18 protein-coding genes are annotated in these 17,447 nt (G+C 41.7%); 2 read left to right on the forward strand and 16 right to left on the reverse strand.

Going from position 1 to position 17,447, the window contains the following annotated elements; translation table 11 throughout:
* Positions 1-154 precede the first annotated feature (154 nt).
* The 10 genes from V5M37_RS18775 to V5M37_RS18820 all read right to left on the reverse strand — a co-directional run bounded on the left by V5M37_RS18775 (position 155) and on the right by V5M37_RS18820 (position 10,071).
* Positions 155-1,597, reverse strand: a complete 1,443-nt coding sequence (locus tag V5M37_RS18775) for a DHA2 family efflux MFS transporter permease subunit (protein WP_423798677.1) — start codon at positions 1,595-1,597, stop codon at positions 155-157.
* A 198-nt stretch (positions 1,598-1,795) separates the two neighbouring features.
* Complete coding sequence (locus V5M37_RS18780) at positions 1,796-3,025, reverse strand: DUF438 domain-containing protein (RefSeq protein ID WP_423798678.1); 1,230 nt, start codon at positions 3,023-3,025, stop codon at positions 1,796-1,798.
* A gap of 174 nt (positions 3,026-3,199) precedes the next feature.
* Positions 3,200-3,949: an SDR family NAD(P)-dependent oxidoreductase gene (locus V5M37_RS18785; protein WP_423798679.1), complete on the reverse strand. Its 750-nt coding sequence runs from the start codon at positions 3,947-3,949 to the stop codon at positions 3,200-3,202.
* Positions 3,950-3,961: 12 nt separating this feature from the next.
* Positions 3,962-4,738, reverse strand: coding sequence for an enoyl-CoA hydratase/isomerase family protein (locus tag V5M37_RS18790; RefSeq protein ID WP_423798680.1), 777 nt, complete (start codon positions 4,736-4,738; stop codon positions 3,962-3,964).
* Between the two features lie 30 nt (positions 4,739-4,768).
* A complete protein-coding gene (locus tag V5M37_RS18795) occupies positions 4,769-5,515 on the reverse strand; it encodes an SDR family NAD(P)-dependent oxidoreductase (RefSeq protein WP_423798681.1) in 747 nt (248 codons plus the stop codon).
* 88 nt (positions 5,516-5,603) lie between these two features.
* Positions 5,604-6,401: a 1,4-dihydroxy-2-naphthoyl-CoA synthase gene (gene menB, locus V5M37_RS18800; RefSeq protein WP_423798682.1), complete on the reverse strand. Its 798-nt coding sequence runs from the start codon at positions 6,399-6,401 to the stop codon at positions 5,604-5,606.
* 3 nt (positions 6,402-6,404) lie between these two features.
* On the reverse strand, positions 6,405-6,815 hold the full coding sequence (locus tag V5M37_RS18805) for a hypothetical protein (protein WP_423798683.1): 411 nt from the start codon (positions 6,813-6,815) through the stop codon (positions 6,405-6,407).
* Between the two features lie 20 nt (positions 6,816-6,835).
* A complete protein-coding gene (locus V5M37_RS18810; RefSeq protein WP_423798684.1) occupies positions 6,836-7,990 on the reverse strand; it encodes an acyl-CoA dehydrogenase family protein in 1,155 nt (384 codons plus the stop codon).
* A gap of 305 nt (positions 7,991-8,295) precedes the next feature.
* On the reverse strand, positions 8,296-9,636 hold the full coding sequence (locus V5M37_RS18815; protein WP_423798685.1) for a sigma-54 interaction domain-containing protein: 1,341 nt from the start codon (positions 9,634-9,636) through the stop codon (positions 8,296-8,298).
* A 9-nt stretch (positions 9,637-9,645) separates the two neighbouring features.
* Positions 9,646-10,071 carry a hypothetical protein gene (locus V5M37_RS18820; protein ID WP_423798686.1) on the reverse strand — a complete coding sequence of 142 codons (426 nt, stop codon included), beginning with the start codon at positions 10,069-10,071 and terminating at the stop codon, positions 9,646-9,648.
* Positions 10,072-10,248: 177 nt separating this feature from the next.
* Here V5M37_RS18820 and V5M37_RS18825 point away from each other — a divergent pair, with 177 nt between their 5' ends.
* Entirely contained in the window at positions 10,249-10,560 is a 312-nt protein-coding gene (locus tag V5M37_RS18825; RefSeq protein ID WP_213148230.1) for a hypothetical protein, read from the forward strand.
* A gap of 61 nt (positions 10,561-10,621) precedes the next feature.
* On the opposite strand, the gene V5M37_RS18830 is transcribed toward V5M37_RS18825, so the two are convergent.
* Positions 10,622-11,305 (reverse strand): BsuPI-related putative proteinase inhibitor, encoded by a 684-nt coding sequence (locus V5M37_RS18830; protein WP_423798687.1) that lies wholly within the window; start codon positions 11,303-11,305, stop codon positions 10,622-10,624.
* Between the two features lie 135 nt (positions 11,306-11,440).
* Entirely contained in the window at positions 11,441-12,223 is a 783-nt protein-coding gene (locus V5M37_RS18835; protein WP_423798688.1) for an HAD family hydrolase, read from the reverse strand.
* A gap of 118 nt (positions 12,224-12,341) precedes the next feature.
* Here V5M37_RS18835 and V5M37_RS18840 point away from each other — a divergent pair, with 118 nt between their 5' ends.
* Positions 12,342-14,012 carry a multicopper oxidase family protein gene (locus V5M37_RS18840; RefSeq protein ID WP_423798689.1) on the forward strand — a complete coding sequence of 557 codons (1,671 nt, stop codon included), beginning with the start codon at positions 12,342-12,344 and terminating at the stop codon, positions 14,010-14,012.
* Positions 14,013-14,085: 73 nt separating this feature from the next.
* Here the strand turns inward: V5M37_RS18840 and V5M37_RS18845 are convergent, their stop codons facing one another.
* The 4 genes from V5M37_RS18845 to V5M37_RS18860 all read right to left on the reverse strand — a co-directional run bounded on the left by V5M37_RS18845 (position 14,086) and on the right by V5M37_RS18860 (position 17,433).
* A complete protein-coding gene (locus V5M37_RS18845) occupies positions 14,086-15,351 on the reverse strand; it encodes an MFS transporter (protein WP_423798690.1) in 1,266 nt (421 codons plus the stop codon).
* A gap of 191 nt (positions 15,352-15,542) precedes the next feature.
* A complete protein-coding gene (locus V5M37_RS18850) occupies positions 15,543-15,773 on the reverse strand; it encodes a hypothetical protein (RefSeq protein WP_423798691.1) in 231 nt (76 codons plus the stop codon).
* A gap of 93 nt (positions 15,774-15,866) precedes the next feature.
* On the reverse strand, positions 15,867-16,412 hold the full coding sequence (locus tag V5M37_RS18855) for an N-acetyltransferase family protein (protein ID WP_423798692.1): 546 nt from the start codon (positions 16,410-16,412) through the stop codon (positions 15,867-15,869).
* A 148-nt stretch (positions 16,413-16,560) separates the two neighbouring features.
* Positions 16,561-17,433, reverse strand: coding sequence for an SDR family oxidoreductase (locus V5M37_RS18860; RefSeq protein ID WP_423798693.1), 873 nt, complete (start codon positions 17,431-17,433; stop codon positions 16,561-16,563).
* Between the last annotated feature and the right edge of the window lie 14 nt (positions 17,434-17,447).

Below are 17,447 nucleotides of genomic sequence, written 5' to 3' on the forward strand. Positions count from 1 at the left end.
TAGCTACTAATATTTACTAAAACTTAAATCACGGACACGATTGCGTAAGGCTAACCACTCCTACGGCTTCATGGTCAAGTACCTTCACCAGGTAGACGTACATGCTTCACACAAAATAAAGAGGAGACACTCGCCTCCTCTTCAAATGGGCACTCTATTCTTGGAATTTCACTCGAATGTTTCGGCGCCCCTCATCTTCATTACCTTCTTCAGGCAGGGTGTCATTTTTTATAAAAAACGAAAGAACCAGCGTCAAAAGCGATAGTACAGCAATCACCATAAATGCCATGTTGGCACCGTGGATATCCGGATATAGGATTCCCGGCTCATCCTTCGCCGATGCAGCAGTTGTCGTCATCACAGTTACAAGAATAGCAGTCCCAACCGATGCGGCAATCATTTTCATCGTATTATCCATTGCTGCTCCATGGGGAATGAGCCGTTTCGGAAGCTGGTTTAGGGCTGCCGTGGCAGCCGGCATCATAACCATGGAGAGGCCGAACATCCTAATACTATATAAAACTGTTATAAATGTAATGGTTGTGTTTGGACCCAATTTTGTAAACGCAAATGAGGATGCTGTTATTATAATTAAACCCGTGATTACCAGCCATCTAGCACCGATTTTATCAAAAATCCTACCGATAATCGGTGCCAAAATTCCGCTTATTAGCGCGCCTGGTAACAGAGCAAGGCCTGCCTCAAATGCTGAGAAATCTCTCATATTCTGCATATATAAAGGAATGATCGTTTCAGCACCAATTAATCCCATAAACCCAACCATACCGATAATGATGGCATGTGGGAAAATTGAAATTTTAAATACTCTAAATTCCAGGATGGCATGTTCTAGACGTAACTGTCTTGTAATAAACCATACCAAGGAAAGACCTCCGATTCCTAATGTAAAAAGAGTGATGCCGCTTCCCCAGCCAAAATTTCCTGCACATGTGAATCCATATAGAAGACTGCCGAATCCAATAGAGGATAAAATGATGGAAATGACATCGACTTTTGGTTTCGATAATTCGGTAACATTTCTCAAGGTGAAGTATGCGACAACAATGTCTATTAAAGCTATTGGCAGGATGATAAAAAACAAGAGGCGCCATGAATAATGCGACGTAATCCATCCCGATAAGGCAGGCCCAATCGCCGGAGCAAAGGATATAACAAGTCCGACCAGTCCCATAGCAGCGCCGCGTCGATTAACTGGAAAAATCAGCAAAAATACCGTTTGCATCAGCGGCAGCATAACTCCAGCTCCGCATGATTGAATAATTCTTCCTAATAAAAGAAATTCGAAGTTTGGGGCTATTCCCCCAACTATTGTACCGGCTGCAAAAATGCTCATTGCAGTCAAGAATAACTGGCGGGTGGTAAACCGTTCTAACAGGAATGCACTTACCGGCACCATAATACCGTTGACAAGCATAAAAATGGTCGTCAGCCATTGCGCACTGTTGGCGGTAATGTTCATTTCCTTCATTATTGGAGGTATTGCTGTAATCATCAAGGTTTGATTTAAGATTGCGATAAATGTTCCCGCTAAAAGAAGCGCCACAATTGGGCCCCGTTTATTAGTGGATTTATCCATTTCTCATCCTCCTTTATTTTCAAAAACGTACTTACTAGATTACATGATTTTGCCACTTTGTGCTAACTATTTATCTTGAATGAGTTTGTCTTTTTTATCTATTTTTCTTGCGACATTCTTATCACTGTACATTTTTCCCATTTACACAAAAAACCCCCTCATCCACCGAGGGGGCCAATCTCAATTTCTTCTATAACATTATGATAAAATCCGTTTTTCACCTTCAATTGCCTGAATCGGGGCGATATTTTGTGTAAACTCCAAGGTGCCGACATATTTTCCATCCTCATCGCGAACGGCAAAATATCTAATGTAGACGTACTTATCGCGAAACTTAATCCAAAAATCCTCGCTGTCTTTCTTACCTGATTTAAAGTCTGCCAGCAAATCCTCGACCACATGAACACTTCTTGGCGGGTGACAATTTTGCACTGTCCTTCCGATAATGGCTTTTGTTCTAGCAAAAATTCTATCCTTCCCGTGCGAGAAATAACGGACCACATCCTCATGATCAATAAAGGTAATGTCAACCGGCAAATGATTTAATAACAGTTCAAGTTGTTTTAACGACAGGATCCCGGTTTCCATTTTAATATAGCCTTCGGAAATGGCATTTTCATCTAGTGCCTTCCGTTCTGGTTTCCAAACTGCCTCGGGTTCGGTTAGGCAAAAACCGATTTCATCGCTCTCATGAGCAATTTTCACCCATTCATCTTCTGTGAAATTGGCCAGCGCCATTGGGAACAGAATGTTCTCCTCCCGGTAAATCATTGCGGTTACCTCTTCGATTACCCAATTTAGTTTTTCAAGCACTACCTGCTTTTCACCATTATAATAAAGCAGTGTTTGTCTCACTTCTTTGACGGCATCGCGGATGAAGTCATCGATTCTCCACATATTATTTGTTGGACCGTATATGCCGTAGTTTTCTAAGTACGGAAAAATCAAATGTTCTTTACGATTGAAATGTTTATCAATATCAAGCAGTAAATTAATATCCTCTAAGAGCTTAAATACATTTTCCGTATGATCCTCTTTTTCGAACTGCCATAAATGCACTTGGAGCTGTGTTTTCACCAATTTATCAAGCTCTCTATTTTCCAGCTTAAAGGTGTGAATTGGGTGTCCCGGCTGCTCCTCAGGACGTTTTTCGCGGTTATCTTCCTCAATTCTTCCTTTAAAAATATCAGTGTGCTGAGTGTACAGGCGCTGCAGTTCTTCTGCCGGCATACTTCCTTCGTTGACAAACTCCAGCTGCAGCTGCGCAATTTCCTCTATAGTCACTTTACCAATAAAAGCATCGAAATGAGCCTTCACTTCATTTATATTCCTTCCACTATGAAGGTCTTTGAAAATTTCTTTTAAAATTTCGAGGCGCTCTGTATTCTTATATGTTTGTTGTTCACGGTTATTAATGAATTCACTCATATCCAGGATTCTCCTTCGTCAATTGCTTTTTTAAAAAATAACACTAATCCCGGTACGAGTTTGTGATTAAAATCATTCATTTCAAATGAAATATTAACAAGTTGTGAACAATGAAAACCTCAAATAAAAAAGCTTCAATTACCAAAATATGATAACTGAAGCATCCATATATCTTTACCCCAACATACTGTGCCCGCCATTAATGGAAAGAACCTGTCCTGTTATCCAATCAGACCAAGGCGATAATAGAAAAAGAATGCTACCTGATATATCGTCTATATTACCTAGCCGTTTTAATGGATATTGCTTCATGATTTTTTCTAGCACATCCGGGTCAAAGCTCTGCCCCTGATCTATGAGACCGAGGGCGACTGTATTACATTGAATATTATTTCTGCCAGCCTCCTGGGCAAGTGATTTAAGAAAGCTAATCGTACCGCTTCGTGCCGCGGCAGATATTATAAAATTTCGGTCTCCGGTACGGGCAGAATCCCCAATGATGTTGATAAATTTTCCTCCCTTTTTCTCCATCATATCCGGGATAAAGGTGTGGGCTAAATTCATAACACCGAGCAAACACACATCGATTTCCCGCTTCCATTCACCCGGTTGATATTTAAAAAAGGATTTATATTGGGCAAATCCGGCGTTATTGACAATTGCATCTATTTCGCCAATCCCTTGTGAAATGTCCTTTTTCATGTTTTGAACATCGTCAATGGATGCCAAGTCACCTTTCACTAGTACCACCTGAACGCCATGCCGTTCAATTTCCTTGACAGTTTCAAGTGCTTCTTTTTTGGAAGATTGATAATGCAGGACAATATTGGCTCCCTCATTGGCGGCTGCCAGCGCAATCCCTCTTCCTATGCCTTTAGCTGCACCTGTGACCAGAATATTTCTACCATTTATATTTAAATCCATTCATCCCACCGCCTATTTGCCGATAAATAAAGCTTGACGTTTTTCAAGGAATGCCAAGGTTCCTTCCTCTTTGTCAATGGAGCTGTACAGTACGGCCTGAGCCAGTTGCTCTATCAATATACCTGTTTGAATATCTGTTTCCGCTCCACTGTGAACCGCGAGCTTGGCAAGCCTTACCGCTAATGGCCCCTTGGCTAAAATTTTCCCCGCCTTTTCTTCAACAGCTCTACATAACTCTTCCGCTGGAACAACTGCCGATACCAAGCCGATTTCTTTTGCTTCCGCCGCAGTGATCATGTCACCTGTTAATATAATATCAAGGGCTCTACTTTTACCAATCAACCTTGTCAGTCTCTGAGTCCCACCTGCTGCCGGAATGACCGCCAAATTAAGTTCAGGCAGTCCAAATTTAGCGTTCTCACTGGCAATCCGAATATCACAGGACAGCGCCAGTTCACTGCCTCCACCTAAGGCATAGCCGTTTACAGCTGCGATGGTCACCTTTGGGCTGCTTTCCACTTTTTGATAAAAGCGGGACATTCCGAACGAAATGGCATCCATAGGTTGATAGCCGCGGACCTGCTTGATATCTGCCCCAGCCGCAAAGGCTTTATCCCCTGTTCCGGTAAAAACAATGACCCCAATACTATCATCCCGTTCAAGTGCTTCAAACCCCTCTTCCATCTCGGTAATGGTATCCTGATCCAAGGCATTCCGAACGCTAGGCCGATTGATTTTGATAACCCCGATAGACCCTAGCTTTTCCACCAAAATATTATCAAAAGACATTCTACTATTCTCCTTAAAAGATTCTAATTTTTAGAGCATCGTCAAGCCGCCGCTGACCGACAACGTTTGTCCAGTCACAAAACCCGCATCATCTGAAACAAAGTAAGCCACCGCGCCAGCAATATCCTGTGGCTGTGCCAATCTTCGGAATGGAATAGCCTTTTCCAGAGCACCGGCAATTCCTTCATTATATGAGCCGATTTCCTGGAATAATGGGGTGTCACTCGGACCTGGCGCCACACAATTTATGTTGATCTTATGACGGGCCATTTCGCGGGCCAGTGTTTTTGTCAGCGCTACTACACCGCCTTTTGCCGCAGAATAAACAGCTTCACCACTCGAACCAACCCTAGCTGCATCAGAAGCAATATTGACAACCTTCCCGAAACCGTTTTCAATCATAAGCGGCAAAATCTCCTTGCACGTATGGATCTGCCCCATCAAATTAATATCAATGATTTTCTTCCAGGTGTCCGGCTCACTCTTTAAAAATGGCTCAACTTTATCCCAGCCGGCGTTATTCACTAACACGTCAATTTTCCCATACGCTTCAACCGATTCCTGAACCGCGTTTTTCACACTTTCCAAACTAGTAACATCACAATGAACTGCAACTGCTTCACCGTCATTTTCTTTAATTTGCGCAACAGTTTCCGCAGCGCCCTCCTTATTAATATCAGCAACAATTAAGGACATTCCTCGTGATGCTAGTAATTTAGCAATCTCTCTGCCAATGCCGCTGCCGGCACCGGTAACAAATGCAGTACGTTTTACCACTGTTTATCCCTCCAATTTTTAAACCTTATCGTTAAAATCGTCTCGAAACCCATCAGCCTGTTTTCCCCCTACTAAAGGTAATATTGGTTTACTGTCTGAATTTCTTAAAATCAACCGGGCGTTTCTCGACAAAAGCATTTCTTCCCTCTGCCGACTCATCCGTTTTGTAGAACATCGCTAAGCTTGCCATCGAAATTTGCGAAATCCCTTCAATATTGGCGGAATCTGCATTAAAGGAATATTTCAGCATTTTAATAGCTGTTGGACTCTTTTCTAAAATTTTCCCCGCCCATTCCTCTGCTGCCGCCATCAATTCGCCTTGTGGGACGATTTTATTGACAAGGCCCATTTCCTTTGCCTCCTGTGCCGAATACTTTTCGCACAAGTACCAAATTTCCCTGGCCTTTTTCTCACCGACAATCCTCGCAAGATAGGCAGATCCTAACCCTGCATCATAGCTGCCCACTTTAGGACCACTTTGGCCAAAAATGGCAGTTTCAGCGGCGATGGTTAAATCGCAAACCACATGAAGAACGTGGCCGCCGCCAATAGCATAACCGTTTACAGCTGCAATAACCGGCTTTGGAATCGCGCGAATTGTCCGGTGCAAAGCTTCAATTTCCAATCCAATGCCACCGCCAAGTCCACCTGAGCTATCATAGCCACTGTCACCTTTATTCTTTTGGTCACCGCCAGTACAAAAGGCTTTTTCTCCTGCTCCTGTTAAAATAACCGCGCCAATTCTGTTATCATCCCAGGCATCCCGAAACGCCCAAATTAATTCTTGGACAGTTTGTGCACGAAAGGCGTTATAAACCTCCGGGCGGTTAATTGTTATCTTGGCAATTCCATCCTTTTTCTCATAAAGTACATCTGTCATTTCCATTTTTCATTCCTCCATTTTCTTTGCTAAAATTTTCAAAACAACTTGCCCTCTGACCACTTCAACACCAGATTGATTGATGCTTGTTACCTTTTCGGTAACCCAATCCATTTCTTGATTGACATCTATGGTTTCTATCTCAACCGTCAACAAATCGCCGATATGGACTGGATTTAGAAAGACGAATTCTTTCTTCAATATCACAGCAGGGTGACAGGTCAATTCTTTGCCCATCGCCTCCGCAATCAATCCCTCACAAACAATTCCCGGAACAAGAGGCAGTTCAAACCATGTCTCACTTTGATACACCACATTAAAATCCCAGGTTAAAAATTTCCACTTTTCAACATCTTCACTAATAATGTTCCTTTGGATTCTCGCTATTTGTCCGATAAAAAATGTTTCGGCATCATCCATTCGTGAAGTAGTCTCCTATTTTAATAGGGACGAAATTCTTTCCCAATCAATTCTCGAGTAATGACCATTTGGTTAGCCTGTGCAGTGCCATCCCCAATTTCCAACCCAATTACATCCCGAAGCCTTTGTTCAAGCGGCATTTCCTTCGTATAAGCGTAGTGTCCATTAAGAAGCATACATTCATGGATTGCCTCCTGTGCATATTTTGGTCCTAGCCATTTTACCGAGGATGCCTCTTTTGTATGTTTTTTCCCATTGTCACGAAGCCATAGGCCGCGATATGCCTGCCACTTAATTAACTCCAACTGCGTATAGTGGGTGACAATTGGAAAAGAAACACCCTGAAATTTTGCAAGCGGTCTTTCAAAAGCCTGCCTCGTTTTTACGTGTTCAATGGTCTCATCGATACTTTGGAAGGCTGCCCCAGCACACTGAAGTCCAATTAACAAACGGCTAAGGTCAAACCCATTCATAACTTGGAAAAAGCCATTGTTTTCAAGTCCGATTAGATTTTCTTCCGGTACCTCTACGTCCGTTAAATAAATCGATCCTCTTCCAATTGGGACATTCCCCATGTCTTCATAGCCTTTACACTCCACGCCAGGAGCATCGGCAGGCACAACGAAGGCACTGATTCCCTTGCTGCCGGAGTTGGGGTCTGTTTTTGCAAAAACTATGAAAGCATCGCCAATTGTTGCCGCACTGATTCCTGATTTTTCTCCATTTAAAATGTAGCGGTCCCCTTTATGTACTGCTGTCGAGCGGATTCCTGCAGCATCGGTCCCGGCCGCTGGCTCGGTAATTGCTACTCCAACAATTTTGTCACCGCTAGCAATTTGCGGAAGCCAAGTTTTTTTCAATTGGTCTGTCGCATGATTGGTAATAATCTCTGAGGCTAAGGCATTTAGCATGACAGCATAAGTCAGGTTAAAATCTCCTCTTCCGACTTCCTCTGCTGCAATACCGGTCGTAACGCAGTCTGCTCCGCTGCCACCATGCTCTTCTGGAATTCTCAATCCGTTCACTCCCAGTTCGCCAAGCTTTTTCCATAAATGGCGGGGATGCGTTTTTTCACGGTCCCATTTTGTATACTGGGGAAGCAATTCATTCAGGGAGAATTCTCTTAACATTTCGCGAAAATACTCTTGTTCATCAGTAAAGGTAAAATTCAACAAGATGATTCCCTCCTTTACCTTTCTATATTGCAAATTCTGTGCCAACATTGAATTCACCATTTTACCGGATTCCCGAGTTTTGTATTTTTGCAAAATCACTATTTTTCGCATATACGCGAATCCGATTTGCGAAACAAGAAAAGCGGAAGCGCCTTGACCAGGGGCGACAGGCATAAGACGAGCCGGCGAGAAGGCTGTTTTTTAGCCTTCTTGACGGATTGGCTTATGACCCCGAGTCCCTAGGCGCTGCAGCTAGACAAAAAAAAACACACACTAGAAAAAGTGTGTGTGAATAGATAAAATCATCATTTATTTAGTTTATATTTCGCTATTTTTCTATATAGACTGGCTAGGTGAATATTCAGCAATTGGGCTGCTTTTGTCCGGTCGCCGTCTGCTTCCTTAAGTGCACGCTGGATTGCGGAAACTTCTGCATTTGATACAGCTTCCTCTAAACTTAAAAGTTTAGGTGTTTCTTCCGTCTCCGTTTTTTCAACTGAACGTTCAAGAGATGGGGAAATAAACAAGCTGTCCATTGTCAGGGTTTCCCCCTGAACAATGTTCATCCCCCGTTCAATAACCGCTTTTAGTTCGCGGACATTCCCAGGCCACTCGTAATTCAAAAGCCATTCCTGGAGATTAGGTGCTAAGTATTTTACCTCTTGGACTAATTTTTCATTGAAATATTCGATGAAATAATAGGCTAACGTTAAAATGTCCTCTTTTCTTTGCCTTAATGACGGTATTTTTAATTCAAATACATACAAACGATAAAACAAGTCCTGCCGGAACTTGCCTTCCTGAACCAAAGTTTTTAGGTCTCGGTTCGTAGCGGCAACAATCCGGATATCGACATTCTTGCTTCCAGTTCCCCCAAGCCGCTCCACCTCTCGCTCTTGCAGCACCCGGAGCAGTTTCCCCTGGGCTTGATAAGGCAACTCGGATATCTCATCTAAAAATAGTGTCCCGTTCTGCGCCAATTCAATTTTTCCAGGCTTTCCTTCTTTCTTCGCCCCGCTAAATGCCCCTCCTTCATAGCCAAATACTTCCGATTCAAATAATTCATCAGGAATCGCCGCACAGTTAACCGCCACAAACGGATGGTTTTTTCTCGAGCTAAGTCCATGAATGGCCTGGGCAAACAATTCCTTCCCTGTACCGCTTTCGCCAGTAAGCAGCACAGTTGAACTACTAGCTGCAATCCTGGCAGCCAATTCCTTAATTTGAGCCATCAATGGGCTGTCGCCAATAATCTCCTCAAAACTATATCGATTCCCGTTGGATGTCTTTGATCTTATTTTTGGCTTATCCACCATCTGCAGAAAAGAATAAAATTCAGCATGATCGATTTCTTCTTTTCTTAAAATGACCGAATAAATGAGGTGTTTGTCCTTTTTTTCGATTCTAATTAAACAGGGACGACCTTTAATTAAACCAGAAATAACTGTTTTTCCAACAGCAGAGGCTGGCCGTTTTTTTGTGGCTCCTTCCACGATATGCGCAATAGAAAGCCCAATTATATCAGGCTTTTCAAAAGCAAAATAGCTGCAAAATTCAGGGCTGACATCTACAAGAATCCCCTTTTCATCCACTTCCAGTGATCCCCAATACCCAGCGCGGTTATCAACTTTTTGGGTTAGCTCCATTCACATCACCTATGAACTTTGTTTCGGCAGTACAAGTATGACCACCTGTCCTTTTACCACTTCGTTTCCCTGCTGGTTGTAACAGCTGACCCTTTGGGTTACCCAATTCCTTGTTTCGTTAATATCAATAATTTCGAGCTCCGCTGTAATCTCATCTCCCACATGGACTGGGTAATAAAAAACCAGTTCCTTTTGCAGCAAAATACAGGCGTCTCCCGGCAGCTTTTGGCTAATGACCTGGGTGATTAAGCCTTCGGTCAATAACCCTGGAACAATTGGTTGGTCGTAAAAATTTTTCCAGACATTTTCATTTACTTGATAAACTGGGCTAAAATCCCGTGTCAACTCATTGCATAATTTGACATCATCATCTGTAAATACTCGTTTTAAGCGAGCGATTTGTCCGATAAATAACTCATCAATCGCTATACTCATCTATTTCATCTCCTATTGAAAAAATATTATGAATATTTTTTATAATTCAAGGGTAACAGATACTCATCCATCCGTGCAATACTCAATCCCCATTCACAGCTGTGTTAGGTATTATAATTATTGAATATTCAACGCCGCCACGGCATATCGTTGTTAAGACGGAAAGGAGACTAAAGAATGACCATAAGTAAAGAAACAACCAAGAAAATTGATAGTATCGCCAATCAGAAGGTCCGTAACATTGTTAAAATATGCGTGGAGCAAGGCTGCCAATTCAGACCGCATCCCAGCAATCCAAATATGATAAATTTGTTCGATCCAATCCGAAGGAAAAATATTATCGGCGATATAAATATTGCAAGTGAAAGAGGCTATTTTACCCTTGAAGTGAAGGGCGGAAGGTTCAAGTCATTTCGTAATGAAACACATGATTTGGATATTGACCGGGCAGATTTCGAAGAACGGGTACTTAAAAAGCTGAAAGGCTGATTGGTTAAAAACTAAGGGGCAGTGATATCTAAAATCGCTGTCCCTTCTATGAATATATTTTTTATAAAAATTTTTCAATTTCCTTTTGGCCATTTTCATTTTCTTTATATAGAAATGTTACGTTACTTCCCTCTTTAAGGGCTAATATTTGTTTTTGGGCTTCATCAGATAATTGGAACGCGGTTTTCGTGCCATTCATATCAATCTCAATGGTATGTGGGTCGATTTGTCCAACATATTTGCCAGAACCGTCGAGAGCGGCTTTTTCCACAAGTAAATCCATAACAACCCTAGCCTGCTCCTCTTTTGCTGTTAAGAAAACCTCCAGCTTATACTTGCCATTTTTCAGGTCGGTGATGGTAAATTCCTTGGCGATTTCTTCATTGTTTTCGAGATTTACTTCCTGCATAGCTTGAGTGGACATAACCTCTTCTGAATATTGTTTTACCTTTTTTCCAGACTCATCATATACGATATAATCCACTTGTAAACCATTTGAAAACGTTAATTTCTGACCTTTACCAGAAATATTCTTTACCCGGTAATTCACGTTAATTCCCGTCTCTTGCTCAATCATTTCAATCCTTGGGAGAAAACTTGCAGCAATCTCGTTTTGTTTAGGGGCTGTCGCTTTTGGAGCTCCTGAACTACCATTCTTCTGATCCCCCACACCAGAACCGCAGCCGGCTAAAAGTCCAATGGCTAAGGCAGAGCTTACTATAAAAATCACTCTTTTATTTCTCATTTTCACGATCCCCTTTTTGTAATTATTTGGTTTTCAGCATAATAGTCGCTTAAAAAAGGGGTGAGGTTACACCGTATTAAAGAAATTGGTCTTTTGACATAAAGAAAGCCGCCCGATTAGGCAGCTGATCTTTTTTTATAACTTCTCCAATATCGTGAAAAGCTCTTCTAAATGGTGAATCTCGAAAGTAGGTATGACTTCATTCCGCTCTTTATTGTGACGGTTAACCCATACCGATTTGATTCCCGCACGGTTAGCCCCAAGAATATCGGTCATCAGGTTATCCCCTACCATGATGGCTTCATCCTTCTCCAGGGAAAGTCTTGACAAGGCATGTTCAAAAATCGTTGGATCTGGTTTTCCTCTACCAAAATCACCTGAAATGACGATTTGGTCAAAGTATGGAACCAATTCTGGAGTAATCGTTAGTTTCGTATTTTGCAAGTCTGGTGATCCATTCGTTAATAGTAGAAGCTGGTATTTCCCTTTTAACGAATCTAGTGTTTTAAACGTTTCCTCATATAGAAACGGCAGCTTTCGGCGCTCGGCTGGGAAACGCTCCGCCAATTCTTGGCCAAATTCTGGGTCGTCAACCCCCATAGCCTTAAGACCCGCCGTCCAAGCGTCTTTCCGGTAACCAGGAACCGTATCCTTCATTTTTCTAAAATCATCGTGATCATCTAGGAAATTACCCCATAGACCTTCAAAGGGATTGATTCCTATCATTTGTGTAAAAGGATAAAATTCATAGGAAGAGTAGAGGTTTCTAGCAGCCTCTCTGACAGCCTCCTCCAACTGGTCCGAATCTAGTCCATATCGTTCCTCTGCAACCTTACATGTAGCCACAAAGGCTTCCTTTACACTCTTCTGATCCCACAGCAACGTATCATCCAAATCAAAAAAAACTGCTTTAATCATGCTGGCGCCTCACTTTTTGTTTTTTTAACTAGTTTACCATTTTTTCAAAAAAAGAAAACTGAAAACTTCCTATATTCATAATCTAAAAAAGAGGTTTTAAAATAAGGAGGAATTATATTTGCCTTTAGACAAGTTTGTAGATGCATTGCCAATACCGTCAATCATAACCCCCATCGGGAACAGAGATGGAAAACCGTACTACGAGGTAGAAATGAAGCAGGTTCAGCAAAAATTACACCGTGACCTAAAACCGACGACTGTTTGGGGTTTTAACGGCATGTATCCCGGACCTACATTTGAGGTTCGCAGGAACCAACCTATTTATGTTAAGTGGGAAAACAAGCTGCCGTTTGAACACCTGCTTCCGGTGGATAGAACCGTGCATGGCGCAGAACTGGACCGACCATCTGTCCGGACAGTTGTGCACTTACACGGTGGTCGTAATCGTCAGGAAAATGACGGGTATCCGGAAGCCTGGTTTACCCGAAACTTCAAAAACGTTGGCCCTAAATTCTTGCATGAAGTTTATTATTACCCAAATGGTCAACGTCCTGCTACCCTCTGGTATCATGATCATGCCGTTGGAATCACCCGGCTAAATGTTTATGCAGGGCTAGCCGGGTTTTATCTTATTAGAGATGACGAAGAGGAAGAACTTAACCTTCCACAAGGAAAATATGAAATTCCGATATTGATTCAAGATCGATCGTTCTATCTTAGCGGGGAGCGGTTTGGTGAATTATTCTATCCTGCCCAGCCAAACCAGGCAGCGCCGCCGGATCCTTCACCGCCCATTGATTCAAGCCTGCCCAGACCATCTGTCGTCCCGGAGTTTTTCGGGAATACCGCTCTTGTGAATGGAAAAGTCTGGCCCTTTCTCGAGGTTGAGCCGCGCAAATACCGATTCCGTATCCTTAATGGCTCCAATTCCCGGTTTTATCGGCTACGATTAAGCTCTGGCCAAGAGTTTATCCAAATAGGGACAGATGGCGGATTTCTTGAGAAGCCAGTTATTGTACCACATAGGGAAGGGCTGCTGCTCGGCCCAGCGGAACGTGCAGATGTGATTGTCGACTTTTCAAAACATGCAGGTCAGAAAATCATCCTAACAAATGATGCGCCATCACCATTCCCAAGCGGCAATCCGCGTATTCCCACCCTTCCACAAATTATGGAGTTCCGTGTTAGTAAAAACCTTACTGAACCTGACAAAAGTGTTATTCCAGCAACATTATCTTGTTTGGAAAGACTAAATCCAAATGGTGTACCTGTACGGCAAAACATCTTGACTGAAATTGATGACCCGGAATTTCCAGGTCGTTTGAAACCATTGCTCAATGACATGACCTGGAGTGAATTACCCATTACAGAAACTCCGTATAATGGCACAGTAGAAGTTTGGGAGCTATACAACTTGACAGGAGATAATCATCCAATGCATTTACATCTTGTGCATTTCCAGGTTCTCAATCATGCTCCCATTACAATTGATAAAAATAAACATATCACACACGTTGGTCCACCGCGGGAACCATCCCCAAATGAAAAGGGCTGGAAGGATACCGTTGGGGTAAATCCGAAAGAAGTCACTCGCATTATTGCCCGCTTCGGACCTTTTACGGGGATTTACCCTTGGCATTGCCATAACCTTGAACATGAGGACCATGAAATGATGCGCCCGTATGAAGTACTCCAAAATCCTGAATTTGACCCACGCATTCCAATTCCAGGTCAATGCCCTGATGACTCGTTTACTCAAAGCTTTGAAAAGGAGGGCCAAGATGAGTGAAGTATTTGACTTCCCCCCTCTTCTAATGAAAGAACCTAGCATTATCATGAAATGCTAGGTTTATTTTCATTATTTATGCATGCAATGTTTTTAATTCTTTCTCTTCCTTACTAACGATTTGCTTCGGAAGCAACCCGCTAAAAATGGCCGCCAGTGCAAGAATGATAATCGAAAAGTAGAAAGAAAGATTATAATTTCCTGAGAGGCTATACCAGAAACCTGGTAAGTACGAACCTAATGCCGAGCCTATTTGATGGCTTAGTGACAACATGCCCAGGATAAACCCTACAGAATGATTTTTAAAAAATTGAGTTGCCAGTAATTGAGTTGGCGCTACCGTTGCAAAGTCGACCAATCCGAACACAACGGCAAAAGCCAGCAGCATTGCCGGGTTATAAGTATTTAAAAGAATAACAATGGATAAAGCTCTTACCGCATACAACCCGAACAGTATTTTTTTGCAACTCCATCGATCCGCAACGATGCCTGAAAGTAAAATGCCAATAATGTTAAAAGCAGCCAGAATGCTCACCGCAGCACCTGTTACACCTGGAGAAAACCCACATAAATTAGAAATAGGAATTAAATGTGTATCCATTAATCCTGTCGTGGTAAATCCACAAACTCCAAACGGTAAAATTAAAAACCAAAACTGTCTTTGGCGGAAAGCTTCCCAAATAGAAAAATTACTATTTTGATTCGCATCACCAATTGCCTGTTTTTCTTCTTTCGCTTTTCCGCCAATTGGCAGTAAACCTTTCTCATTAGGGTCATTGCGTAATAATAAAAGGACAACAGGAAAAACAATAACTGCCAGAAAAATGCCTAAAATAACAACTGTTACTTTCCAATTCAACCAGTTTATTAACAGTAAAGACCCTGGTACAAGAAGCATTTGTCCTGCTCCAAATCCTGCTTCTATAATCCCCAAGGCAAGGCCGCGTTTTTCATTGAACCACTTCGTTACCAGGACGGTTGCCGCAACATTAGATGCTCCCCCCACTCCGATGGAAACGAAGATGCCATAAAGAACAAACAACTGCCATGGCTTATTGATAAAGGAGGTTAAAAAGATACTCACTCCAACCAATAAGGTACTCACCGATAAAATCAACCGTGGACCCAGCTTATCTACGAGTCTTCCAATCACTGGCTGCGAAAGACCATAAACAACAAAGCTTAATGTAGATATAAGGGAAATAGTCCCCCTATCCATGGAAAAATCTTTTTCCCAAGGCTGCACAAATGCTCCAAACGCAAGGCGAACTCCTTGAACAGCCAATAAAGCTAAAAATGTAATAAAAATAATTATCCATGCATAATGGAATTTTGCTTTCATAGAATTCACCACATCCGTACTGTAATTTAGTTTTATTCCCGTTTTCAGCCTAATCATAAATTTCACAATATTAATAGTATTTACTGTACTATGATACCACTTTTCCGCTTTAAACAAATAAAAAAGGTACTTTCTCATTAAGAAGAAAAGTACCTATAACAAAATTATTCTTTTTACAACAATCCAAGACATTAATATAAATACGGATAAGAACCTCCAGGCGGCCTCCAAGTCGGGATTCCTTGAAACCCTTGACCCATCATTGGCTGCTGATAATATGGATTGTGATTTGGATTGTGATTTGGATTGTGAGATGGCGAGTAGTGATGTGGTGGAACATGGCTAAGCGTTGAGTGATTATATTCGGCAATACAACCTCCAGTTTGTCCAGGATGTGGACCAGTTGTAATATGTTGTGTCAATCTTCACACCTCTTTTCCACGAAATTTAATTTATCATATGAAGACAAGTTTCACTTTGTTACTTTCATAAAAAAACACCAATTAGCCTTTTGATTACACATTAATCCTTCCCATCAAAATAGTATTATAATAATTCCCATCGGAAAGAATTTTGTCCTTTTTTAAGATGCCTTCCACTTCGAACCCATATTTTTGATAAAGTTTAATAGCTTTATCATTCGTTTCAAGAACACTCAATGATATTTTCTTAATACCGTTTGAATCTGCCCAATGAATGGACTCTTCCAATAGTTTTTTTCCTATACTATGACCCCAAAATTCTTTTAAGACACAGACTCCAAATTCCACTTTATGTGACATTCTTTTCAGTAGAGTTCCTTCACATCTAGAGAAACCTACAATTCTATCATTTGCTTCAGCCACTAAAAAAAGGTTATTTTTCCGTTCAGTATCCTCTCTAATAATCTGTTTGAAGCCAGATTCATCTATGTATGCTTCTCCTTTTTCTCGATCCATATTTTCTGTTTCACCATCAATCTGCACTCTAACTTCAGATAAGTTTTTGGCATCCTCCTCTTTTGCAGACCTAATAATATAACGTAAATTATTTATTTCAAATTCATTTGGATTCACTTTCATTTAAAACTGTCCCCCATTTTCAGCTTAGTTGCCCTTACTATAATACTCCCACGCCCACTTTATTTCCTTCTTGCTAACATAAAAAAGCGTTCCTGTTTGAAACAGAAACGCAACTTTATACCCACAAATCATTGAGATTTGAGTGTTATTATTTTGTTTGGTTGATTCCATTAACGATTTGTGTCAATGCTTCATTTATTGGTGTAGCCGGCCGGCCAATAAGTTTTTCAAAATCGTTACTTTCAACAGCCAGTGTATCTTCGCGAATGCTTCTTTGGATGTCAACAAGTAAAGGAATAAGAAAATCAGGCAGTCCAACAGCTTTCATAATATCGGCATATGCAGCATCATCAACCTTTTGTAAAATTACCTCTTTACCCAACACGTTGCCAAGGGCAGATGTTAATTCTTCCTGTGTTAATAGTCTGCCGGAAAGCTCGTAAATTGTGTTATCGTGTCCTTCACCACTCAGTACCGCAGCTGCAGCTTCTGCATAATCCTGCTGCAACGCCCAGCCAACTTTACCTGATTCCGCAGATGTTACCCATGGAGCACCTGCGATAACGCCTTGAATACTTGGGATTTCGTTTTCCAAGTACCAGTTGTTGCGTAAGAAAGAGTAAGGGATGCCTGTTTTCACGATTGCCTTTTCTGTTGCCTGATGTGTAGGAGCGAATAGGTTATTACTTTCCATTGCGTTCGCTAAACTAGTATAGGCAATGAATTTAACTCCCGCACGTTCTGCTGCAGCTACTGCATTGGCATGCTGGCGAATTCTTGTTTCATTGTCTCCGTCCGCAGAAATGATTAATAAACGATCGATACCTGCAAAAGCAGTATCCAATGTTTCCGGCAGATCAAAATCTCCCTGGCGGACTTCCACTCCACGAGCACGCAGCCCTTCTGCTTTCTCCGGATTGCGAACACTGACAGCAAGTTGGTTTGCGGCTACAGTTTTTAATAAAGTCTTAACGACTTTTGAGCCAAACTTTCCTGTTGCTCCTGTGACTAATAATTTCATTTTGATTCCTCCGA

This window comes from Neobacillus sp. SAB-20_R2A, assembly GCF_049568635.1.
Taxonomy (GTDB): Bacteria; Bacillota; Bacilli; order Bacillales; family Cytobacillaceae; genus Neobacillus; species Neobacillus citreus.